21 protein-coding genes are annotated in these 22,275 nt (G+C 49.9%); all 21 read right to left on the bottom strand.

All coding sequences use genetic code 11. The features are described from left to right. Window positions 1–51: 51 nt before the first annotated feature. Complete coding sequence (gene ftsZ, locus GBK04_RS10870) at window positions 52–1,563, bottom strand: cell division protein FtsZ (protein ID WP_152759582.1); 1,512 nt, start codon at window positions 1,561–1,563, stop codon at window positions 52–54. A 47-nt stretch (window positions 1,564–1,610) separates the two neighbouring features. Beyond that, window positions 1,611–2,975: a cell division protein FtsA gene (gene ftsA / locus GBK04_RS10865; RefSeq protein WP_152759580.1), complete on the bottom strand. Its 1,365-nt coding sequence runs from the start codon at window positions 2,973–2,975 to the stop codon at window positions 1,611–1,613. Between the two features lie 28 nt (window positions 2,976–3,003). Beyond that, window positions 3,004–3,780 carry a cell division protein FtsQ/DivIB gene (locus tag GBK04_RS10860; RefSeq protein WP_152759578.1) on the bottom strand — a complete coding sequence of 259 codons (777 nt, stop codon included), beginning with the start codon at window positions 3,778–3,780 and terminating at the stop codon, window positions 3,004–3,006. A gap of 45 nt (window positions 3,781–3,825) precedes the next feature. Beyond that, complete coding sequence (murC, locus tag GBK04_RS10855) at window positions 3,826–5,217, bottom strand: UDP-N-acetylmuramate--L-alanine ligase (protein WP_152766022.1); 1,392 nt, start codon at window positions 5,215–5,217, stop codon at window positions 3,826–3,828. 5 nt (window positions 5,218–5,222) lie between these two features. Continuing rightward, window positions 5,223–6,320 carry an undecaprenyldiphospho-muramoylpentapeptide beta-N-acetylglucosaminyltransferase gene (gene murG / locus GBK04_RS10850; protein WP_152759577.1) on the bottom strand — a complete coding sequence of 366 codons (1,098 nt, stop codon included), beginning with the start codon at window positions 6,318–6,320 and terminating at the stop codon, window positions 5,223–5,225. A gap of 7 nt (window positions 6,321–6,327) precedes the next feature. Further along, a complete protein-coding gene (locus GBK04_RS10845; protein ID WP_152759575.1) occupies window positions 6,328–7,476 on the bottom strand; it encodes an FtsW/RodA/SpoVE family cell cycle protein in 1,149 nt (382 codons plus the stop codon). Window positions 7,477–7,478: 2 nt separating this feature from the next. Next, window positions 7,479–8,840 (bottom strand): UDP-N-acetylmuramoyl-L-alanine--D-glutamate ligase, encoded by a 1,362-nt coding sequence (gene murD / locus GBK04_RS10840; protein ID WP_152759573.1) that lies wholly within the window; start codon window positions 8,838–8,840, stop codon window positions 7,479–7,481. Window positions 8,841–8,986: 146 nt separating this feature from the next. Next, the gene (gene mscL, locus GBK04_RS10835; RefSeq protein ID WP_152759571.1) at window positions 8,987–9,319 is read right to left on the bottom strand and encodes a large conductance mechanosensitive channel protein MscL; all 333 of its coding nucleotides are present in this window, start codon (window positions 9,317–9,319) and stop codon (window positions 8,987–8,989) included. A 45-nt stretch (window positions 9,320–9,364) separates the two neighbouring features. Then, complete coding sequence (locus tag GBK04_RS10830) at window positions 9,365–10,270, bottom strand: DUF3078 domain-containing protein (protein WP_152759569.1); 906 nt, start codon at window positions 10,268–10,270, stop codon at window positions 9,365–9,367. Window positions 10,271–10,282: 12 nt separating this feature from the next. Beyond that, complete coding sequence (locus GBK04_RS10825; protein WP_152759567.1) at window positions 10,283–11,125, bottom strand: mechanosensitive ion channel family protein; 843 nt, start codon at window positions 11,123–11,125, stop codon at window positions 10,283–10,285. 12 nt (window positions 11,126–11,137) lie between these two features. After that, complete coding sequence (locus GBK04_RS10820; RefSeq protein WP_152759565.1) at window positions 11,138–11,320, bottom strand: hypothetical protein; 183 nt, start codon at window positions 11,318–11,320, stop codon at window positions 11,138–11,140. Window positions 11,321–11,325: 5 nt separating this feature from the next. After that, a complete protein-coding gene (locus tag GBK04_RS10815; RefSeq protein ID WP_152759563.1) occupies window positions 11,326–11,958 on the bottom strand; it encodes an RNA polymerase sigma factor in 633 nt (210 codons plus the stop codon). Between the two features lie 124 nt (window positions 11,959–12,082). Next, complete coding sequence (tsf, locus tag GBK04_RS10810; protein ID WP_152759561.1) at window positions 12,083–12,919, bottom strand: translation elongation factor Ts; 837 nt, start codon at window positions 12,917–12,919, stop codon at window positions 12,083–12,085. 196 nt (window positions 12,920–13,115) lie between these two features. Continuing rightward, window positions 13,116–13,943: a 30S ribosomal protein S2 gene (gene rpsB / locus GBK04_RS10805; RefSeq protein ID WP_152759559.1), complete on the bottom strand. Its 828-nt coding sequence runs from the start codon at window positions 13,941–13,943 to the stop codon at window positions 13,116–13,118. Between the two features lie 190 nt (window positions 13,944–14,133). Then, entirely contained in the window at window positions 14,134–14,520 is a 387-nt protein-coding gene (rpsI, locus tag GBK04_RS10800; protein WP_152759557.1) for a 30S ribosomal protein S9, read from the bottom strand. 11 nt (window positions 14,521–14,531) lie between these two features. Next, a complete protein-coding gene (rplM, locus tag GBK04_RS10795; RefSeq protein ID WP_373330887.1) occupies window positions 14,532–14,981 on the bottom strand; it encodes a 50S ribosomal protein L13 in 450 nt (149 codons plus the stop codon). A gap of 187 nt (window positions 14,982–15,168) precedes the next feature. Further along, the gene (locus GBK04_RS10790; RefSeq protein WP_152759553.1) at window positions 15,169–16,965 is read right to left on the bottom strand and encodes a M61 family metallopeptidase; all 1,797 of its coding nucleotides are present in this window, start codon (window positions 16,963–16,965) and stop codon (window positions 15,169–15,171) included. Window positions 16,966–17,030: 65 nt separating this feature from the next. Beyond that, window positions 17,031–18,230 (bottom strand): L-2-hydroxyglutarate dehydrogenase, encoded by a 1,200-nt coding sequence (lhgD, locus tag GBK04_RS10785; protein WP_152759552.1) that lies wholly within the window; start codon window positions 18,228–18,230, stop codon window positions 17,031–17,033. A 188-nt stretch (window positions 18,231–18,418) separates the two neighbouring features. Continuing rightward, window positions 18,419–19,615, bottom strand: a complete 1,197-nt coding sequence (locus GBK04_RS10780) for an anhydro-N-acetylmuramic acid kinase (protein WP_373330886.1) — start codon at window positions 19,613–19,615, stop codon at window positions 18,419–18,421. 117 nt (window positions 19,616–19,732) lie between these two features. Beyond that, window positions 19,733–20,818 (bottom strand): PSP1 domain-containing protein, encoded by a 1,086-nt coding sequence (locus tag GBK04_RS10775; RefSeq protein ID WP_373330885.1) that lies wholly within the window; start codon window positions 20,816–20,818, stop codon window positions 19,733–19,735. Between the two features lie 110 nt (window positions 20,819–20,928). Beyond that, entirely contained in the window at window positions 20,929–22,218 is a 1,290-nt protein-coding gene (gene purD / locus GBK04_RS10770; protein ID WP_152759548.1) for a phosphoribosylamine--glycine ligase, read from the bottom strand. Window positions 22,219–22,275 lie beyond the last annotated feature (57 nt).

The following is a 22,275-nucleotide window of genomic DNA, read 5'->3' as shown; positions in this document are numbered from 1 at the left end:
TTTAGGGGAGGAACAAAAACAAAAGCGGGGTTTGAGCCCCGCCTTTGCCTATTAGTTCAATCGGATTTGCTCCATTTCACTGGCCGGAATGCTGGGCTTGCGCCAAAGGTCGATCTGGCTACGCCGAAAGGCCGGGCTGCGATCAAGATCGTCCCAGTTTATTTTTTTCTTGTCTCGAAACCGCTCTACCATTTCTTTAATCCGATCGTATTCCGCATCTGACCAATCATCGCCCTCGGCTTGTCCAGGTACCATGCCGCCGTACGTATGGACGGGTGAGGGGTCGTAGGCAGGGAAGAATGTTTCGGGTTGGGTAGGTAATTCGCTGGTGGGTACCATCTCAGTGGGCGGCGCCACAAAAGGACTGGTAGGGGTACCTATCCCAGCCTCGGCTACAATAATGGTTTCGGGCTTGGTGGGACTCTCTTCGGGGGGAGTAGGCATGTCTTCCAGTGTAGCCTCTGGTGTTTCCTCGATCTCGGGCTCTGTTTCCTGAACCACGGTTTCATCTTCCGGTTCCATGGTCGCTTCTACTCCCGCAATGGGCGAATCGACACTATCAAAGCCCGCCGCTACTACCGTGACCCGGAGTTTTTCACCTAGGGTATCATCGGTAATGGTACCTAATTTGAACAGATGTGCTTCGCCTCCCACCTGGTCAAGAATGTACTTCCAGATTTCTCGCTGTTCCTTAACAATGGCCTCCCTTTTATTACTGGATGCCAGCGTGACCAGAATCCGCTTCGCACCCTTGATGTCACGGTCATTCAGCAGGGGAGAATCCAGCGCTCGGCGGATGGCCTCGTGCGCCCGGTTTTCACCTTCTACCTCAGCGGTACCCATTACCGACTGTCCGGCTTGCTTAAGAACTTTCTCGACGTCCCGGAAGTCGGTATTGATATTCCCGCTGGTGGTAATGATTTCGGAAATACTTTTTACGGCGTTGAGGAGAATGCTGTCGGCTTGGGCAAATGCCTCCGTAATGCGCATGTCTTCAAACAGCTCTTCCAGCTTGTCGTTAAGAACCACCAGTACGGTGTCACAGTATTTCTTGAGCTGCTCAATTCCTTCAAAGGCATGTTTTTTCTTGACTGTACCTTCCCACGAATACGGGGCCGTGACCACGGCTACCGTCAACAGATTCATTTCTTCCTTGGCGATCTGGGCAATCACCGGGGCAGCACCAGTTCCGGTTCCTCCTCCCATACCTGCCGTAATGAATACCATTTGGGTGGAGCCGCCAAGCAGGGATTTCAGTTCTTCAATCGTTTCCAGGGCAGCCTCGCGACCTCTTGAAATTTCCATTCCTGCTCCCAACCCCTTCGTGAGGGCGGCCCCCAACTGGATTTTGGTAGGAACCGGACTTTTGAGCAAGGCTTGGCGGTCGGTGTTGCAAATGGCAAACTCCACATCTTTGATTTTTTTCTCAAACATGTAGTTGACCGCATTACTACCTCCACCCCCTACTCCAATCACCTTGATGATTGATTGTTCTACGGCTTTATCCTCTATTCCGTTCACGATGTAGTCTTGTTCTAAGGCGTTTAACAAATTGGTATTCATGGGCGTGTACTTCGTTTCAGTCTGTTTGATGAACTACTAAATTCGGATCAGTATCCTCCTCCGGTCTTATCCTCTTTATCATTTCGGTCCGTACCGAAGAAGCGGCTCCTCAAATTCCAATTTGAAAAGAAATCGGTTGTTCTCTCGGTGGAGTCGTCTTGCTCTTTGTGCGTCGTTTTTTGATGGGTCGTGTGAGGCGCGCAAATCGAGTTAAGGCGCTTGTCAATTTTCTTGATGCCTGCCCAGGCCAGGCCCAAGGCGGTGGCATAGCTGGTGTTGCTTACCTCGTCGGCTTTGGGCGTATGAGCCAGACGTTCGGGAATTCCCACCCGCACAGGCATGTCATTGGCCACCCGGCTGAACAAGGTTTCTATTTCCGGCAGATTAGCCGTGCCCCCTGTAAGCACGATGCCACCAATAAGCTCGTCGGCCAGGCCCGATTCAAGAATATCGGCATATACCAGGGCAGCGATTTCCTTCAGGCGCTCCTCGATGATAAGGGCTATATTCTTTTTAAGTACCTGCTTGGCGGGCCGTCCTTTGAGGTAATTGACCAGAATTTCAATGTTCAGAGCCGTATGCGCCGATAGGGCTTCGCCAAACTCCTTTTTCAGAAGCTCGGCATTTTCAAGCTGAATCCCGCATCCGGCTTTCAGGTCGGCCGTAATGTGGTGACCCGCAATGGGCAAAGAGGAGATATGGCGAATAATGCCTCCCTGGTAAATGACAATATCGGTGGTATGATCACCAATATCGACTAAGGCGATACCGGCCTGTATTTCATCTTCACTCAGTACGGCTAGTCCCGCCGCAATGGGAGCTAGCAGAAGTTGATCGTATTCGAGTGTAGGATCGGCCGTAATCAAGCTCTTTCGAGTAACGTCAATGACTTGCTTATCCGTAGAAACCACCAGGAAGTCGCCTCCAAGACGTACTCCGATACGCCCGACGGGTACTCGCACACCCCGGCTGCTGTCTACCATGAATTCACCAGGGATAACGTGCATCACTTCGTTGTTGGGTTCCGTTTGGGCACGGTACAGATCTTTAATAAGATGCTCTACATCTTCCTGCGTTACTTCGTTGCTGGTGGCCGACGTGGGGCGGACCATCGAACTGCTAAGGGACGCTACCTGTATGTGACTTCCCCCAAAACTTACATTTACTGTTCCAATCTCCAGATCAGAGCGCATCGTTAGCTCTGATAGGGCGCTACGGATAGCCATCCCTACCTGCTTTACGTTTTTTACCGCTCCTCTCACAATGGCATCGCTTGGTACGGCTACCTCACTAAATCCGATGATTTCTACTGTGTCGTGGTCGCTGTAGAGGTTGCCCTGGCTTTCTACGGCAACAGCGGCTACCTTAGTGCTTCCTATATCAAGGCCTACGCAAATGGTGCCTTTTTTCATAATTTGAACGGTGTTATGGATCTATGGATTACTCACAAACAATCTGGTCGTGATATTTTATACTTATGCGCGAGTAACGACTCCAATCAGAAGCCATCACTTTTTGGTAAAAGATACGAAGTTTTGTCAACTTCGTTTTAATATCTTCGGCTTTTCCGAATTCAATCCGCTGGTTACCCAGGGCGGTTAGCATGTCTATTTCCCCATTCTTTGACACGTTCATCTGGATTACCTGAGCCTGCCAGAATGGATCTTCTTGTATGTACTTGATCAGATCCAGCACTGCTTCTCCCGACCCGGTGCGCAGATCGGCCCGATTCTGAAAAAAAGGGCCGGCTACCATTAAGACCCGCGCCGAGTAGCGGTCGGACAGGGGAATGAAGTCACCATCGCCATTGATATAAAAGCCACTGGACTTATGCCATTCCTCATTTTGCGAACTATTGATCCAACGGGCCACTGGCTTTTCCTGCTCTATGTCGACGACCAAATTACCGGCCAGATCGTGGTATACCTGACAGTCCCTCACAAGCTTGTTGATTCTGATCCGCTTCTCGAGGGTAGCCAACTGAATATTCTTCTGCTTACTCCCATGCAAAGGCTCGTGCCCATTGGCAGTCAGGAGGTTTTCCACATCCGACTGGTTAATGAAACGGATTCCCGAATCATAATCCACATTCACCAGCAGGTTGTCACACTGTTGGGTACTTACCCTACTTTCAGCCATTCCCACGCCCAGCAAAAAGACCAGCAGCCACAGGGTTTTACCGAGCCATTTTTTGGAATAGTCAAATTTACGTAACATGGTGATAATATTAAAAGGCTTTAAATATAAATTAGCAAATGGAAATCACAGGATTGCCCTGATTTCCCCAACCAGCTTGTCTATATCTCCTGCACCCAGGGTTACTACCACGTCGGTAGGAAGTGTTTTAAGCTCATAAAGCAAATCTTCTTTTGAAAGTAACACTTTATCTTGTATAGTCACTTTATTGAGTAACATTTCTGAAGTAACGCCCGCCATAGGCAACTCGCGGGCGGGATAAATATCCAGCAGGAGCAGACGATCTGCCAAACTCAGGCTGACGGCAAACTCATCGGCAAAATCGCGGGTGCGGCTGAACAAATGGGGCTGGAAAACAGCCGTTATGTGCCGTCCGGGGTACAAGGCCCTTACCGATTTCAGGAATGCTTCAATCTCGGCCGGATGATGGGCATAATCGTCAATCAATATTTTTTCTCCAGTCTCAATCCAATATTCAAAGCGGCGCTTTACACCCCGGTAAGAGCCCAGGCCCGACCGGATATGCTCGGGAGAAACGCCCAGTTGTAGCGCTACGGCCGAAGCGGCCACCGCATTTTCTACATTATGGTAACCCGGTACAGTCATGCGTATTTCTTCGATGGTACCCTGGGGATGAACAATATCAAAGACAAACCTGGCTTGCTCAATGCGCAGATTTGCACTTCGATAATTTCCTGCATCCAGCGAATAGTCCCGTACTTCGGCCGTAGTACTATGCATCAATTCCAGTCCTTTTCGCATAAATAGTACACCCCCGGGTTTGATTTGTCCCACAAAAGCCCGGAACGAATCGAGCAAGACATCGTGCTGGCCGTAAATATCGAGGTGATCGGCGTCGGTTGAGGTAACAATGGCCCAATCGGGATAAAGGGTAAGGAAAGACCGATCGAATTCGTCGGCTTCTACCACACAAACGATTTCTTCGGGGCGATCGGTAGGTTCGTTCAATAAAAAATTTGTCCCGTAGTTCTGGGTGATGCCCCCCAGGAAAGCCGTACAGTTGATGCCCGCCGACCGTAACAGGTGAGCCACCATGGAGGAAGTGGTGGTTTTGCCATGCGTGCCCGCTACACCCACCGTGCGTAGGGTACGGGTGATCCAGCCCAGCACCTGCGAGCGTTTGTATACTTCGAAACCGTGTTCCCGGAAATATTCCATTTGCCGGTGTCCGGCAGGAATGGCCGGGGTGTATACGATCAGGGTACCTTCAGGATTGGCTAGGAATGGTGCAGGTACCTGGTCTACCGCATCATCGAAACACACATCGATGCCCTCCTGTTCGAGAGTTTCGGTCAGCGTGGTGGGCGTACGGTCGTAACCTGCTACTGCGAATCCGTTCACGTTGAACCAGCGCGCCAGGGCACTCATACCAATGCCCCCGATGCCCACGAAATAGACGTGCTTCCAGGATAATTTTCCGTCGGGCGAAAGAGTCATTTGCTTCAATCGATTAGTTTCATTACTTCGTGGGCGATTTCGGTGGCCGCGTCGGGCCGCGCCAATTTCGCGATATTGGTTTTCAGTTCTTTCTGTTTGCCGGGGTCTTCGAGGAGCCGGATGGCCGTTTCGATCAAATCCCGGTGCGCGTAGGCATCCGTTACCAACAGCGCAGCGTTCTGTCGAATCAGGCTCATGGCGTTCTTCGTCTGGTGGTCTTCGGAAGCGGCCGGGTAAGGTACCAGAATGGCGGGTTTGGCAGCCAGGCACAGTTCCGAAACCGACAATGCGCCTGCTCGTGAGATTACCACATCGGCGGCGGCATAGGCCAAGTCCATCTGGTAAAGGAAGTCGAAGGCTTTGGTTCGTTCGCTCCCTACCTGGGCAATGGCTTCGCGGGCAGTTTGGATATAAGCCTTACCGGTTTGCCATATTATCTGATATCCCGAATCATTGAGTGCCTTCAGGCCTTCCCGGATGCTCTCATTTATGCTACGTGCTCCCAGACTTCCTCCCATAATGAAGAGTGTTTTGCGGTGATTGGCAAAGCCAAAATGAGCGAGTGCCTCGAGGCGTTTGCTACTGCTGCCGATGATGTCGCTGCGGACAGGATTTCCCAGAAGTTTGATTTTTCTTTTGGCAAAAAAGCTTTCCATGCCGGGATACGCCACACAAATGGTTTTGGCCCGGCGCGCCAGGAGCTTGTTGGTGATTCCCGCGTAGGAGTTTTGCTCCTGAATCAAAATAGGAATTCTCAGTAGCGATGCTACCATTAATAAGGGACCGCTGGCGAACCCGCCTACACCCACGGCTACGTCGGGTCGGAAGCTCCTCAGTACCGTCCGCGCCTTTAATAAGCTGCGCGTCAACTTCAATGGAAAGGCGGCATTGTCGAGCGATACTTCTCTTTTGATGCCCACAATGGGAAGGCCCACAATGTGGTACCCTGCTTTGGGCACTTTTTCCATTTCCATTTTCCCCTCGGCCCCCACAAAGAGTATGTCGATCGAGGGGTCCTCCATTTTCAGCGCATTCGCGATAGCTATGGCCGGGTAAATATGCCCTCCCGTCCCTCCACCACTAATAATAATGCGCTTTGACATAGGTATTCTAAATGGTTTTTTCTTCCAGTTCGCCCCGGCTTACACTGAGGATAATACCCATGGCCAGCCCGGTAAAGAGCATGGAGGTACCTCCCTTGCTGACAAAAGGCAAGGTCTGGCCCGTAACGGGCAAGAGGCCTACCGTAACAGCCATGGTGGCGAAAGCCTGAAATACAATACTGAATGTCAGACCCGCCGACAGCAGGCCACCGTATGGTCGCTTGGGCTTTTCGATGGCCCGCATTCCCCGGTAGAGCAAGAGTAGAAAAGCGCCGATCATCAGAATAGCGCCGATGGTACCATATTCTTCTACTACGATGGCAAAGACAAAGTCGCTATTGCTGTGGGGCAGAATGCGGCGCTGGCGGCTTTTGGCCACCCCTTCTCCAAACAGCCCCCCGCGTGCCATGGCAATAAACGAATGGGAAGCCTGGTAGGCCACTTTGTCTTTATCCATAAATTGTTCGATCCTGCTCTCGGCAGTACTACCCCGTTGCCCCAATTTGAGGACCACCAAAAAACCGGATGCAATGAGGAAGATGGCCAGGGTCGACAATAGGTACCGCACAGGTACCCTACCTACGTACATCATCATAAAGCAGGTAGCTCCCAGCAACGCAGCGGTAGATATATTGGAACGAAAGATCAAGGCACACACCATCCCGATCATGAAAATGGGTTCGGCCATGGATTCCATGCTATAGCTGGTCTTGAAACGCCGGGCCAGTACCAGGGCCAGATGAGCGATTAAAGCTACCTTGGCCAACTCGGAGGGCTGGAAGCGCTGCTTGATGAGAGGAATTTCGACCCACCGTGCGGCGTCGTTGACGCTGACGCCCTTGAAGAAAGTAAACAGTAGCAGAATGACCGACACCCATACTCCCAGCCGAGAGAAAACCACGAATTTGGTATAAGGCATCCGGTGTACCACGTACATCACCAGAAAAGCCATGACGGCTGCCTGAATCTGCTTGTACAGCAGGTACTCCGTATCGCCGTTGTACTCAAGGTACGACTCCATCACGCTGGCGCTGTATACGACCAACACCCCGCTCCCCAGCAAAAAAACGGCGACACCCCATAAAACCGGATCGCCCTTGAGATTGCGGGCAAACCAGGCCTGGATATCTTCTCCGAAATTCAGTATTGTTTCCATACTCAGTTATTTGCCAGATTTAGTACTTCATTCCTGAACTGGTCACCACGGTCCACGTAGCTTTTGAACAGGTCAAAACTGGCGCAGGCGGGCGACAATAGCACCACTTCGCCCGGCCCCGCCCAGGAGCGGGCCTTTTGCAAGGCGTCGTGTAAACTCTGAGTGGCGTAAAATTCCGGCACCATTTCTCCGAAATACGTTGTCAGCTTGGTATTATCTTTTCCTAACGCGATCATTCCTTTTACTTTTTCGCGCACCAGGGGAGCAATCTGGTCATAATCGTTGCCTTTGTCCACGCCTCCCATAATAAGAATAATGGGCTCTTGGAAGCTACCTAGCGCATAGAAAACCGAATCGACATTCGTGGCTTTGGAATCGTTTACGTACGCCACGCCGTCCAGGGTAGCTACCAATTCAAGCCGATGCGGTGCATTCACAAACGACCGTAAGCCGGCGTGGATCTGTGCGTCGGTGAGGCCGACGGCCTGAGCGGTGAGTACCGCAGCCAGAACGTTGATTGCATTGTGTGGACCTTGCAAAGGTAGCTCGCTCATGGCGTCGGTGAATTCACGGCCATGCCTCCGTGCCATCAGGATACCATTTTCCAGAAAACCGCCCTGCGGTAGGGTACCTTGCAGGGAGATGGGCCACTGACGGGCGGAGAGGGTACGTCGGGATAATTCAGCAGTCAGCGCTTCGCTTTCGGCAAAGTAGATGAAATCGTCGTCCGGCGTTTGATTCTGCGTAATTCTGAATTTGGAGGCCACGTACTTCTGGAAATCATAGTCATAGCGGTCCAGATGATCGGGCGTAATGTTGAGCAATACGGCCACATGGGCGTGAAAATCATACATATTGTCCAGCTGGAAGCTGCTGATTTCCAATACATAATATTCTTTGGGATCTTCCAAAACCTGCCGGGCAAAACTGTTCCCCACGTTTCCGGCCAGCCCGACCGATAAGTCGGCTTCCTTCAGAAGATGGTAAATCAGCAGGGTGGTGGTGGTCTTGCCGTTGCTGCCTGTAATGGCGATCATCCGGGCCCGGGTGTAGCGCGCCGCGAATTCGATCTCGGATAAAACCGGAATTTTCCGGCGATACAATTCTTGGATCAGGGGTACCTTGTCAGGAATACCAGGACTTTTGACTACTTCATCGGCCAACAGAATGCGTTCAGCGGTATGACCCCCCTCTTCAAAGGCTATATTTTCTTTTGCCAGTAAGTCGCGGTAGGTAGGCTGTAGAAGATTGTGATCGGATAAGAAGACATCATAGCCTCGCGCCTTGCCCAAAAGTGCGGCCCCCGCGCCACTCTCCCCCCCTCCCAGAATCACAAGTTTTTTAGCGGTGTACGACGGTGTCATTGGGTTGCGCAAAAGGTAATTCAGGGTAAATTTCGCAGAAAATGGGCCTTTATTCAAAGAAAAGACCGGCTCTTTTGCTACAAATATTTTATACAAAAAAAGGGGAAGGTACCTGCCTTCCCCTGAATTCCATTAATAATACAATTCTATTTCGTCACTTCTACGCTTTCTGAGGCTTTGATGCGGTTGGCAAAACGTACGATAAAGAAGATTACCAGCGCAACCAGCAAGAACTGTATGATAGTCTGAATGAAATTGCCATACATAATCGCCACCTCGGGTTCTTCGCCTACCGCTTCTTTTAATACAACTTTCAGATTTTCGAAATTGACCCCGCCTATGACCAGGCCCAGAATTGGATTCAGGATATCCTCCACCAGCGAAGTAGTGATTTTCCCGAACGCCGCGCCAATAATCACACCGACCGCCAAATCGAGGACGTTTCCCTTGGCCACGAAAATTTTGAATTCATTCAGCATAGTTGTACTGTTTAGATTTGATTGAAATATGAAAAGTGTATGTATTCAGAAAGTGTAGAGAAAACCGATTGAAAGCGACTGGGCAAGCTGGACGTCCAGACTCTGATCCTGATCATAAATCAGGATTGCGCCCAAGTTGACATTCCAATATTTATTGATTTTGGCCGTGAAACTTGCGTCCAGGCGATGATCCACCGCTCCTAAATCCTTATAATTAGCAAACAACTGATAGCGGAATTTAAGGTTTAGATTCTTGGCGATTTTTTTATCAAAATTAGCTATGAGTTGCATCAGAGCTACCTCGGTGCGCACGCGCTGACCGATAGGTACCCCGTAATTTTTGGGAAAGGTCTTGTAAAGATTCAGATCAGATACGATGGTCTGCCGGATTGCACCGGGTGAAAATGTCAGGAAAAAGTAATCCGCTGGCTGGTACTCGATACCCACGGCTTCGGTCAGGTAGGCCGGTGAGAAAAGGCCTGATACTTTCCTTCTTACTAATTCGCCGGTGGGTAATTCGTCGTAATCATAGCCGGGCGCAAACTGCGATAGGAAATTCAGGCTGGCGATCATGCTCCAATGCTCGGTAAGTTCGCGACCGTATTTGGTATCGAAAAACAGCCGGTCCACACTTTTACGACTTTCCTGACCCTTGTTGCGCACGATGCCGTATTGACCCTGAAAATCGTTACGCCAGCTGTTGCGGTCCTTTTCGTACGTTAGAACTGCGTTCAAATGAACTCCTACCGCGATGGAATTGACGGCTCCCCCTGTCCAATTGGAACTAAAACTGCCCTGATTCAAATTAGCACCGAATTCCACTTTTTTCTTCCAGGAAGTATCCACGGCGAGTTCGTTGCGTACGGAATCAATGAGTATCTCGTCTTGGGAAAAAGCGGGAAATGAATTCAGAATGGCGGTTATGACAAGGAAAATATAACTCCATTTCATGCTGTATAGGATTTATTGAGGGATGGTTTCGTTAAAAATCTCCACTTTCCTGGACTGGAAAAGCTGTAAAGGCAACACAATAGTAGCCTCGGCGCTCTGAATCGTCACGGACACATTGTCCAGTTGGGTAATGATTCCCTTGACGTCATCCAGTTTTACGGTCTGGCCTACCTTGTACTTTTTACGGCTGTACATCGCCGAAATCATATTGGCCAGCACATCGCGCGAAGCAATGCCATAGCCCAAAGCGAAAGCCGCTACGATGCCGCCAAGAATGAGGTTGAAGCTGGAGATTAGCAAAGTGGTTTCGATGCCGATCTGGCCCAGAGCGCTGATGAAGGTAATGATAAGAAAAAACACGAATACGAGGTTGCCGATGAGCTTGGCCGAAGGTATATTGAACGATTTGCATAGTCCCGTGACGGTATTTTTGATAACATCGGCCAGCATGATACCTACCTGTAACATAATGGCGGCGGCAATCAGCTGCGGAATAAAATTAACGATGGACAATACCATGCTCGTGATGGCATCTACACCCAGGGTTTCGGTCGCTGCCGTCAAGAACACCAGCAGTATGAAGTAGTACAGTACTTTGGCGGTGATCTCGCTGAGTTTGATTTCTGTCTTTAGTTGCTTGATGATGCTGATTTCGTTCAATTTCTCACCAATCCGGTCGAAACCTACCCGACCCAGTATATTGCCGACTAACACCGATACGCCCTTGGCTACTAGGTACCCCACGATGAGGATGACAAGACAGCCCATCAAACGAGGCACGAAATCAATGAATTGATTGATAAGCGTGTTGAACGTATTGATGAGTATTTGAGTAATGTTAGGAATTGTTTGCATACAGGATCGGGACTAGGGTTCTGAATCAACAAGTTGGGAAAGGTTGTTAATAGCCGCACCTAAAAAGCCTTCTGTAAAATGGGTGACGATCTGCAACGTATCACGAATGAAATCAATCTCCGACACCAGTGCTTCCTTCAGGTAGGCAGGAGCCTGATGGTCGGGATCCAGCTGTTTGAATGCGTCGTTCTCCACAGGGACTATTTAGTGTATCGTAACAATTCCAGTAGCTTGGCGAACAGCAAGCCCCAGAACACGATGGTTTCCAGGTACCTGGTCCTGAGTTTTTCCCGCGATCGCAGCAGGCGCATCTTGACCGCGCTTTCTGTAATGCGGAAAGCCTGTGCAATCTCCCGGATACTGAGGTCATCTTGGTATTTCATCATCAGAATTCCTTTTTCTTCGGTATGCAGGTAGTTAAGGGCTTCATTCAACCGCCGTATCTCCACATCAGGCTCCTCAAAGGCCATATCCAGATTCGTATCGTCCGGAATTTCCAGTTCCTCCTCAGCGTATACCTCGCTACGTTTTTTGTTGATCCGCAATTGATCCATACAATAATTGTAGGTAATAGAATACAGCCAGGTTGAGAATCGGGCATCTTCCTTATAGGTACCTAGCTTGAGAATCAATTTCAGGAAGATATCATGGGTGAAATCCTCTGCCCGGGCAGAATCCTTCACAAACGACAGGCACTTTCGGTATACCTTATCGGCATACCGTCGGTACAGTTCTTCAAAAAACAAATTGCGTTGGGTAATGATGAATCGATGAACGAGTTCCTCGTCACTATATACGTCAATTGCTTTATCCTGGAATGTTAGGACGTCCATAGGGTGGGAAGGTAACTTGCCCTGAGTACACTTTCTGCTATATATTATTTCAAATAACACAAAAAAGCCCGGCAATCTAAAATTGCCGGGCTTCTTGATACTATAATTATTATATAAATCAGAATTAGGCGCCAATCGCAACGCGCTTGAAATCTTTCACTGTAAGTCCTTTGGCGGTTTTTTCCAAGAGCTGGCGGATAGTCAAAGAAGAATCCTTTACGAAGTCTTGATTCAGGAGCGTATTGTCACGATAGAACTTGTTGAGTTTGCCCATGGCGATTTTCTCCAGCATGGCCTCAGGCTTGCCTTCGGCGCGAGCCTGATCCTTACCTACCTCGATTTCACGTTCGATGGTAGCAGCATCTACGCCGTCCTTGTCCAGGGCCACAGGTTTCATAGCCGCAATCTGCATGGCCACATCCTTGCCTAAATCGGTTACGTCAGTACCGTTAACACCCTCGAAACCTACCAGTACTCCCAACTTACCGTTGGAATGAATGTAAGACACCACTTCCTCAGCCGATATGTTTTCGTAGGCCACAACATCGAGTTTCTCACCCAATTTACCCACCAGGTCCACGATGTGCTCACTCAACGGGCGACCATCTTCCGCCGTTGTGGCCAGAAGTGTTTCTTTATCAGCGGCATCGGTAGCTACGGCTGTATCCAGAATAGCCTGAGCCAGGTTTTTGAAATCTTCTACGTTAGAAACCGGCTCGGTTTCGCAAGCCAGTGCTATTAGTTTACCATTCTTTCCGTTCTCGCTGATTTGTACTAATACCGTACCTTCCGAAGTAGCATTGTCGGCCCGTTTGGCGGCTACTTTTTGTCCCTGCTTACGCAGAACATCTACTGCTTTGTCAAAATCGCCATCGGCTTCAGTGAGGGCTTTTTTACAATCCATCATGCCGGCGCCAGTCATTTGGCGAAGTTTGTTTACATCTTGCGCAGTTATTGCCATGGTCTTCTTTTTCGATTAATGTTTGTTATTTGTTGGTCAAAATTTTGGTAAAGGTACCTCTAGTAACGTTACTGGTATTTTAATAATACAGTAGCCCATAGCGGGAGGCTACGGGCTACTCATCTATATTCAGATTTTCCTAAGAATAGCTGGTGCTGAACCGTACTCCACGTGGTGGTACCCGGTGCCGGACGGTTTACTCTTCGTCGCTCTCCTCAACAACTGCTTTGGGAGCAGCAGCCTTGGTTTCTTCGTCACTTTCAGTCTCGTTCCGCAGGTCGCTCTGACGCTTGGCTTCTTCTTCTTCGGCCAACCGCTGATCGTCCTTATCTTGCTTGCGCTCCATTAGACCTTCTTCGATGGCCTTGCCTACAGCTAGCGTAAGCAGGGAGATCGACTTATAGGCGTCGTCATTACCCGGAATCGGGAAATCCACCAGGTCAGGATTTGAGTTGGTGTCACAGATCGCAAACACCGGAATATTCAATCGCTGGGCCTCGGATACGGCAATATGCTCACGCTTTACATCTACCACAAACAAGGCAGCTGGCAGGCGCGTCAGGTCAGCTACACCACCTAACACTCTGTTCAGTTTTTCCTGCTCACGGCTCAGCATAAGCCGCTCGCGCTTCGCAATATTATTCACCGTAGCTTCGTCGCTAAGCATCTTGTCGAGCGTCTGTAGCTTCTTAAGTGATTTGCGAATCGTACCGAAGTTGGTGAGCATACCCCCTAACCAACGATCAGTGACGTAGGGCATTTTCAGGCGCTTGGCCTCTTCGGTCACAATTTCCTGGGCCTGCTTCTTAGTTGCCACGAACATGATCTTACGACCGGACCGGACAATTTGCTTGATAGCGTTCTCGGCCTGATCCAGGCAACTCAGGGTTTTGTTCAGATCCACAATATGGATGCCGTTCTTTTCCATGAAAATGTACGGGGCCATGCGGGGATCCCACTTGCGGGTAAGGTGGCCAAAATGCACACCTGCATCCAGCAAATCCTTATATTCTATTTGTGCCATTTCTGATTAAATAAATATGAGTATAAAAAAATAAAAATTACGCAGCACAGCACATCGGGCACGATAAGTACTGTCTGGACATTTATCAGCTACTGGCTATTGGGTTTCTTAAAAATACTAAGAAGCACTAGGACTGTCTGCGCATTTCTAAAAAGCTACCAGCCAGCTGCTATAAGCCATGGGCCAGATATTAACGCTTCGAGAACTGGAACTTCCGGCGAGCTTTCCGACGTCCGTATTTCTTACGCTCGACCATACGAGGATCGCGGGTAAGGAATCCTTCTTTCTTCAAAGCGGGACGGTTTTCTGCGCTATTCTCAACCAATGCCCGGGCAATCGCCATGCGGGTCGCTTCGGCCTGTCCGGTCACGCCGCCACCGCGTACGTTCACTTTGAGGTTGTAGGTTCCCGTCGCGTTAAGCGTCGTGAAAGGTTGCTGGAGAATGATCTGGTGAACTTCAAAGGGGAAATATTCTTTGTAGTCGCGGCCATTGACCTTAATTTCTCCATTTCCGGGCGTCATGTAAATCCGCGCCACGGCGGTTTTTCTTCTACCGATTGTGTTGATAACTTCCATGTGCTGTTGGCTTACAAATTAAATTTGACTTGCTTGGGCTGCTGAGCTTCATGCTTGTGTTCAGCGCCAGCGTACACAAACAAATTGGTGAACAAGCGACGACCCAAACGGCTCTTGGGCAGCATGCCCCGGACGGCCTTCTCGACGATGCGCTCGGGGTGCTTGGCCAACAATTCGCGTGGCGTTTGAAAACGCTGTCCGCCTGGATAGCCTGTATGCCGAACATAGACCTTGTCGGTCATTTTCTTTCCGGTCAGTTTGATTTTATCGGCGTTGATAACGATCACGTTATCACCACAATCAACGTGCGGGGTGAAGTCGGGTTTGTGCTTACCCCGGATGATTTTGGCTACTTCACTGGCCAAACGGCCCAGTACCACATCCTTGGCATCCACCACGATCCACTCCTTTTTGACTGTGTTTTTGTTCGCCGAGATGGTTTTGTAGCTTAACGTATCCACGATTAACAAAAAGTTTTATAATTGATATTCAGTATTTTACACAATAAAATGCCTGTCCCACCTGAAAATGGGACTGCAAATATAGAGTTTAACATTTTGAATTACAAGGCAGTGTAAGAAATTAATGTTTCGATATCCAGCGATAAAGGCGACGGCAGAGAAGCTCACGCAGGCAAATCCGCTGCTATTATTTGCCTCCCAGCCATTCCTGTTGCATTTTCTGAGCTTTGGCCGGTACCTCCGTTTTCAGCGTAGTAGAATACGATGGGTCACTCTGAAAAGTGACGGCTGATTTCTGCTTTTTTCCAAATCGCTCGAAAATAACCTCAACGGTTTCGCCTACCTTAAACTCGGCCAATAATTTTTGGGTGTCTGTATCATTGCCAACGGGCTTATAGCCAAGCGATAAGATCCGATCGCCCTGCGCCAGGCCTGCCAGATAGGCGGCGCCACCTTCGATCGGATTGGAGGCTACCAGGGCGGCTCCATCGCGGATAACCAGATAAGCTCCCAAACTGGCCGTTTTGGGATTAGCTTTATTGAGATTTACCCCGAAGTCTGCCAGTAATTTCTGGTAGTCCGGCATCTGTGATTTAAAAATATAAGAGCCAAAAAAGTCTTGGGCGAAGTTTTCCCCGGCATAGCTGCTGAGGGCCAATTCAAGATCCCGGACTGTGTAAGGTACCTCGCCCCTACCATAGGCGAGCCATACTGCCTGCATGAAACCATCCAGCGAAAGGCCTTTATCCAACTTTCGTAAGGATAGGTCTAGCGCCAGGCCCAGTACACTGCCGTAGGTATAGTACGAGATAAAGGTATTTTCCCGATTGACGGGATCGAGCGAGGTGGCTGCATCTACGAAGGGTGCCTGGTAGCTCATCTCGATGGGTGTAAAATACTTATGAGCGGGCGAATTCCAGACGTAATTGAGGCTACCCGCCAGTCCTTCCACGTATTCCTGAGGAGTAATCAAACCCGCCCGGCAAAGGATCAGACTGGTATAATATTGTGTGAAACCTTCGGCAAACCACAGCTCCCCCGACATATTGGCTTCAGTGTAGTCAAAGGGCTGCAGGGATTTGGGGCGGATACGCTCGACATTCCAGCAGTGGAAAAATTCGTGGGAAATCGTGCCGGCATTGCCCTTCAGACCTCCTGCCTCCAAGCTCCGGGTGCTGGTGAGCACTGTGGAATTACGGTGTTCCATGCCATCGCCTGACACATGGCCCAGGTAGCAGGCCAGGAAGGTATATTGGCCAAAGTCGTAATCGGGCAACTCGCCGTACACGGCTTTTTCCTGCCTAACGATCTTCTTTACACTTTCCATGTAGGTATCCAATTCTGCTTCGGTTCCTGTGTGGTGCAGTGCAAAGCGGATCGTATAGGGTTTGCCATTGGAGGTTTCTATAAATTCCCGAATTTGAAAGTTGCTGATTTCAGTAGGACTATCCATGAAATAATCTAAATCAGGCGCCAGGTAGGTATTGTTGCCTAAGTCTTTGAGTTGCGTCGCTACCTTCCAGTTCAGGTCGTCGCGAACTTTGACATGAACCCTAATAGGCCGATTTGGATATTGCGGAGGGTACATGAACGTAGCCGGGATGTTGAGGTGCGCGTGAGTTTCGTCTACTTGTGAGTAGGTACCATCGCCCCGATTGGCAAAGAGCGTATAGGAAAGCTTGACGGTACCGTGGTGGCCGCTCACATTCCACTGATAGGGGTTGGGCCGGGTTACGGACAGTACTTGGCCGTTTTCATCGGTGGCCTTGACGTTATAAACATTCTTGGCAAACTCATGGATGGCGTATCGGCCCGGCGAGGTACGGCTCATGCGTAGTTCGAGTACCTTATCTTCCAGTCCTTTGAAGGTGGCTGACACCTCTGCCTCGTGGTGAACGGCATTTGGGAAGGCGATCTGGTAGTCGTGGTGAGTTTGGGCGTAGGCGGGAGCAAACAGACAAATCAGCCCTATAAAATACTTCATGAATTTGATGGTTATAATTGGATCATTAGAAAAATTGCCATTACCTACACAAATAGAAAATACTCTCACAACCGCGCCAATGCCCGTTCTGATACCGTCTGCCCAATGGAAAGCGACGAGGTAGCCGCTGGCGACGGGGCGTTGATTACGTTGATGGCTGTGGTACTTTCCAGAATGGCGAAATCGTCGAGCAGTCCGCCGTCGTAGTCGCAGGCTTGGGCTCGGACGCCCGCGCCGCCAGGTTCAAGGTCCTCAGCCTGGATCTCGGGAATGAGCTCCTGTAATGCTTTAGTAAAAGCGGCTTTGGAAAACGAGCGGTACATTTCACCTAGCCCCGTTTGCCAGTATTTGGCCGCGACTTTCCGAAAGCCGGGCCAGGCCAGCGTTTCGATGAATTCTTTAAAATCAATATCTAGCTTGCCGTATCCTTCGCGCCGGAAGGCCAGCACAGCATTAGGGCCCGCCTCCACGCCGCCTTCGATCATGCGCGTAAAATGAACGCCCAGAAAGGGAAAGTTGGGGTCGGGAACGGGATAAATGAGGTTTTTGACCAGATGCTCTTTCTCCGCTTTCAGCTTGTAGTATTCACCCCGGAAAGGAATGATACGTACCTTCATGGAGTCTTCCTGCGTGAGTTGAGCTACTTTGTCGGAGTATAGGCCGGCACAGTTGATAATAAGTTTTGCCTTATATTCTCCACCCTTTTCGGTGCTGATCTGCGAACGTCCATCGGTAGCATGTACCTGGACAACCTTCTCGCCCAACCGGATTTCACCGCCCAATTCCCTGATTCGCTTCGCATATTTTTCCGATACAGCCTTGTAGTCGATGATGCCGGTGTAGGGTACCCATATTCCTTCCAGGCCCCGCACGTGGGGCTCGATTTCCCGCATTTCCTCCAAGGTAATTTTGCGGTTTTCCACCAGACCATTCTGCAGGCCGCGCTCATGCAGGCCATTAAGAATAGGTACCTCCTCGGGACGCGTAGCCACGACAATTTTCCCGCACAAGTCATAATGAATGCCCTCACGGTCGCAAAAATCCAGCAACATCCGGTAGCCCCGAATGCAGTTGGTGGCCTTCAGGCTGCCCGGCTTGTAGTAAAGCCCCGAATGAATGACGCCGCTATTGTGGCCGGTCTGATGCTCGGCCACCCGTTTCTCTTTTTCCAGTACGAGCACTTTCAGCTGGGGCCGTTGCTCTTTCAATTGCAGGGCAGTGGCAAGTCCGACGATGCCGCCGCCGATGATGATGATATCGTACATTTAACGCTGAATTGTTGGTTTGAGTAGTCGTGGAATCGTTTTGGTTGAAAGAAGATGGCAGGTATCTATATAAGGATAATGGATTACTCATTTCATTTGAAGATGTTGAATCATGAATCACCCAGAGGGCTGATGCTTCTTACACACGTTGGTACCTTTGCTCTATTATTTGTTTCTATCAATGACATTTATCCCGGGAACGAGATTTTCCCCATCGTAATGCTGGGTACCCCCTGCCGCCCACCAAAATCAACCGCTCCTCCGGCCACAGTTTCATTGGCCAGTAGAGCAAAAAGTACCGCCTCCTTGGCATCCCCCGCTACCCCTAGCTCCTGCATAGGTAGTATCTTGAAATCAGGTACCTGACGTTGGATCTCCCCCATCAAAGCCCGGTTGTGCGCGCCCCCACCACTGACATACAGGGTATGATATTGATCTAGATGAATTGTTTTTTTGATGGCATCCGCAATTGTATCGGCACTAAACCGGGTGAGGGTAGCAAGCAGGTCCCTGGGTTCGATTGTTTCGGTACTACTTTGTTGCTGGGCCCGTCGCACATATTCGATATTGAAAACCTCCGGTCCGGTGGTTTTGGGAAAATCCGATGTAAAAAAAGCGTGATCTTTCAGGGCATGAAGCAAACTTTCGTGGGGGGTACCTGCAGCGGCCAGTGTTCCATTCTCGTCGAAAGGTTTGTGAAAATATAACCGGGTGAAGGCATCCAACAGGATGTTACCGGGGCCCGTATCGGTTGTAAAAACTTCACGGGCATCCTGTGACCCGGATAGGTAGGTGAAATTGGCGATACCGCCCATATTCAGCAGAATCCTGTTTTCTCCTTTTTTAGAAAATAAAAGATAATCACCGTACACGGCCACGGGAGCCCCCTCACCGCCCGCCGCAACGTGCTTTTGCCGGAAATCGCTGATGGTGATGATGCCCGTCGTAACGGCTATATGATCGCCATCACCGATTTGCAAGGTACCATTAGGGAACCGAGTCAAGCCATGCTGTTTTTTGGGTGCATGATACACCGTTTGACCATGGCTAGCAATCAGGTCGATATCTTGGGCAGGAATATTCCAGGTTTGCAAACAGTCGAGTACCATGTGCCCATGCCGAATCCCGATATAAGGATTCAGGAGACATAGCTGTTGGAAATCAATTTCTTTCCTGGCAAAGACGGATCGTATTTCATCTCGAAAATCCTCGCTATAAGGTACCGTAGCGAACTGCTCGACACTTAGCTCGCTGGTCAGGCCGCTACCCGTGATACGGCATAGCGCTATGTCCAGACCATCGAGGGAGGTACCCGACATGAGTCCAATGATCCGCCGGGTGGAGCTTCCCGCCAGGTGGTACAGTTTTTCGAGTTGAGGGTTCACTTCCTGTCTTTTTTATACACTTGAAGGAAGGCGTTTGCTACCATGTGGTTGTAAAAGAGGCTGCCCGAACCGAACAGCCTCTTTCTCGCAACACGCCCCTACTTTTATTTCTTTACTTCATGATTTTTCCGCTTTAGGCGATTGATTCCGGTTCTTATTCCGGTTGTTGCGGTTTTTCTTCTTCTTTTTCTTTTGTGGTGACTCGCTGTACTTACGATCCAGACTTTCCAGATCGGTATTGAGCGAGCCGGCTTCCTTACGTTCCTGCGCCAGTGCCATCTCCGGCATCAACATGATTTCCAGTGATTCGGGTACAATCCCTTTTTTGTTCATGTCCAGGATTTCCCGCACTTTGTCCACGGCTACGGGGTACCAGTTGTTGTCCTTCTCGAAGCCGAAATACATAATCCGCTTGAAAATATCCGTCTTTTGTAGAAAGGCGTTGCCTTTCTTGGTCTTGAGTGGCGCATTTACGGACGGAATATCGCTGAGAGCATCCATGTAGGTCTCCAATTCATAATTGAGACAACATTTCAGCCGACCACACTGTCCGGAAAGCTTCGACGGATTGAGTGACAAATTCTGGTACCGGGCCGCTGAGGTAGAAATGCTTTTGAAATCGGTGAGCCAGGTAGAGCAGCAAAGCTCGCGTCCACAGGAACCCAGGCCACCCAGGCGGCTGGCCTCCTGCCGCAGGCTGATTTGTCGCATCTCAACCCGTACTCTGAATTCAGAAGCCAGTAGTTTGATCAACTCCCGGAAATCCACGCGCTCCTCGGAGGAGTAGTAAAAGGTAGCCTTGGTGTTGTCCGACTGGAATTCTACGTCCGACAACTTCATATTTAATTTCAGCTCGCGGATAATCTCGCGGCTTCGGTACATCACGGGTAGGTCACGGGCGATAGTCTGCGTGTGTTTTTCGAGATCCTTCTCATTCGCTACCCGGTAGATCACCTTCAGATCATCATTGACCAGTACTTTCTTGCGCTTCATCTGTAGGCGTACCAGCTCACCCTGTAGCGAAACCATGCCGATATGGTAGCCTGATTGCATCTCACAGACCACGAAATCGCCGGTAGTAAGGTCAAGCTGATTGACGTTGCGGAAATATTCCTTGCGTCCCCCTTTGAATTTTACTTCCAGTACGTCAAACCGCTGCGCCACAGGAATATCCATATCGCTCAGCCAGTCGAATACGTTCATTTTGTTGCAGCCGCCTGTTCCGCAGCTGCCGTTACTTCCACATCCGGCTACTGCGCCACTCGTGCCACAGCCACCCGATGAACATGATATGCATCCCATAATCTCTTTCCTCAATCTTTAAAACGAAGTAAATCGAGGCCGATATCATGGCGGTAGTATTTTCCTTCAAATTGCACCGTATGGGCCGCTCGTTGTGATTTATGAACGGCGTTTTCCAACGAATTGGCGATACCCGTCAGGACCAATACTCTTCCACCGTTGGTAACGACCTCCGTGTTGCCGTTGAATGCGGTTCCGGCGTGAAACACCACCACATCTTCGGTCTTGTCTGTATCGGCAATTACCTTGCCTTTTTCGTAGTCGCCGGGATAGCCTCCCGACACCACCACCGTTGTGACGGCCACCTGCGGCGAAATGCTCATGGGCGTATCCTGCAGGGTACCCTTGGCCGTGGCCGTCAGCAGCGTCACCAAATCCGACTGAATGCGTGGGAGCACCACTTCGGTTTCGGGATCGCCCATGCGAACATTATATTCGATTACATAGGGCTCACTCTTGACATTCATCAAACCGATGAAAATGAAGCCTACGTATTTTATGCCTTCCTGGCGAAGCCCTTGCAGGGTGGGCTTCACTACTTTCTCTTCTACCTTCCGCAAAAAATTGCTATCAGCAAATATTACGGGCGAGACGGCACCCATACCGCCTGTATTAAGGCCGGTATCGTTCTCCCCAATGCGTTTGTAATCCTTGGCTTCGGGCAGGATTTTGTAATGCTCGCCGTCGGTCAGGACGAACACCGACAGTTCAATTCCTTTCAGGAATTGCTCGACCACCACCTTGCTGCCCGCATCGCCAAACTTTCCATCCTGTAATATTTCACGCAGGCTTTCCTGCGCCTCCTGCACTGTTTCGGAAATGATGACACCCTTGCCTGCGGCCAGTCCATCCGCCTTAAGAACGACAGGCATGGTGTGTGATTGTAGGTAGGCCATGCCTTCCTCCACCGTAGCGGCCGTAAACGTACGGTACCCTGCGGTGGGAATGCCGTATTTTTGCATGAAGTTTTTGGAAAAGTCTTTGCTACCTTCCAACTGAGCACCTGCCTGATCCGGTCCAATCAGTCGTACGTGCTTCAGTTCGGGTCGATTTTGTAGAAAATCAATGATTCCTTTTACCAGAGGTTCTTCCGGACCCACAACGACTAGTTCGATGCGCTTCTCCGTAATCAGGGCGGCTATTGCTTCAAAATCATTGTAGGAAATTTCGAGATTAGTAGCCACTGACGCTGTGCCCGCATTGCCGGGTGCCACAAACAATTCATCACAAAGAGGACTCTGAGCCATTTTCCAGGCAAAGGCATGCTCCCGTCCCCCAGAACCCAGTATAAGTATATTCATAGAGTTGTAATCGTGACCGGGCTCCATGGGCTTATGGAGCCCTTTTGTAGGGATAAT

The sequence above is a fragment of the Salmonirosea aquatica genome, from assembly GCF_009296315.1.
Classification (GTDB): Bacteria; Bacteroidota; Bacteroidia; order Cytophagales; family Spirosomataceae; genus Salmonirosea; species Salmonirosea aquatica.
This window is presented reverse-complemented; position numbering and strand designations above follow the sequence as displayed.

Bases quoted from the DNA above. Each gene is read 5' to 3' on its own strand.
- ftsZ (WP_152759582.1), bottom strand. From the start codon at position 1,563: ATGAATACCAATTTGTTAAACGCCTTAGAACAAGACTACATCGTGAAC.
- ftsA (WP_152759580.1), bottom strand. From the start codon at position 2,975: ATGAAAAAAGGCACCATTTGCGTAGGCCTTGATATAGGAAGCACTAAG.
- GBK04_RS10860 (WP_152759578.1), bottom strand. From the start codon at position 3,780: ATGTTACGTAAATTTGACTATTCCAAAAAATGGCTCGGTAAAACCCTG.
- murC (WP_152766022.1), bottom strand. From the start codon at position 5,217: ATGACTCTTTCGCCCGACGGAAAATTATCCTGGAAGCACGTCTATTTC.
- murG (WP_152759577.1), bottom strand. From the start codon at position 6,320: ATGTCAAAGCGCATTATTATTAGTGGTGGAGGGACGGGAGGGCATATT.
- GBK04_RS10845 (WP_152759575.1), bottom strand. From the start codon at position 7,476: ATGGAAACAATACTGAATTTCGGAGAAGATATCCAGGCCTGGTTTGCC.
- murD (WP_152759573.1), bottom strand. From the start codon at position 8,840: ATGACACCGTCGTACACCGCTAAAAAACTTGTGATTCTGGGAGGGGGG.
- mscL (WP_152759571.1), bottom strand. From the start codon at position 9,319: ATGCTGAATGAATTCAAAATTTTCGTGGCCAAGGGAAACGTCCTCGAT.
- GBK04_RS10830 (WP_152759569.1), bottom strand. From the start codon at position 10,270: ATGAAATGGAGTTATATTTTCCTTGTCATAACCGCCATTCTGAATTCA.
- GBK04_RS10825 (WP_152759567.1), bottom strand. From the start codon at position 11,125: ATGCAAACAATTCCTAACATTACTCAAATACTCATCAATACGTTCAAC.
- GBK04_RS10815 (WP_152759563.1), bottom strand. From the start codon at position 11,958: ATGGACGTCCTAACATTCCAGGATAAAGCAATTGACGTATATAGTGAC.
- tsf (WP_152759561.1), bottom strand. From the start codon at position 12,919: ATGGCAATAACTGCGCAAGATGTAAACAAACTTCGCCAAATGACTGGC.
- rpsB (WP_152759559.1), bottom strand. From the start codon at position 13,943: ATGGCACAAATAGAATATAAGGATTTGCTGGATGCAGGTGTGCATTTT.
- rpsI (WP_152759557.1), bottom strand. From the start codon at position 14,520: ATGGAAGTTATCAACACAATCGGTAGAAGAAAAACCGCCGTGGCGCGG.
- GBK04_RS10790 (WP_152759553.1), bottom strand. From the start codon at position 16,965: ATGAAGTATTTTATAGGGCTGATTTGTCTGTTTGCTCCCGCCTACGCC.
- lhgD (WP_152759552.1), bottom strand. From the start codon at position 18,230: ATGTACGATATCATCATCATCGGCGGCGGCATCGTCGGACTTGCCACT.
- GBK04_RS10775 (WP_373330885.1), bottom strand. From the start codon at position 20,818: ATGAACGTATTCGACTGGCTGAGCGATATGGATATTCCTGTGGCGCAG.
- purD (WP_152759548.1), bottom strand. From the start codon at position 22,218: ATGAATATACTTATACTGGGTTCTGGGGGACGGGAGCATGCCTTTGCC.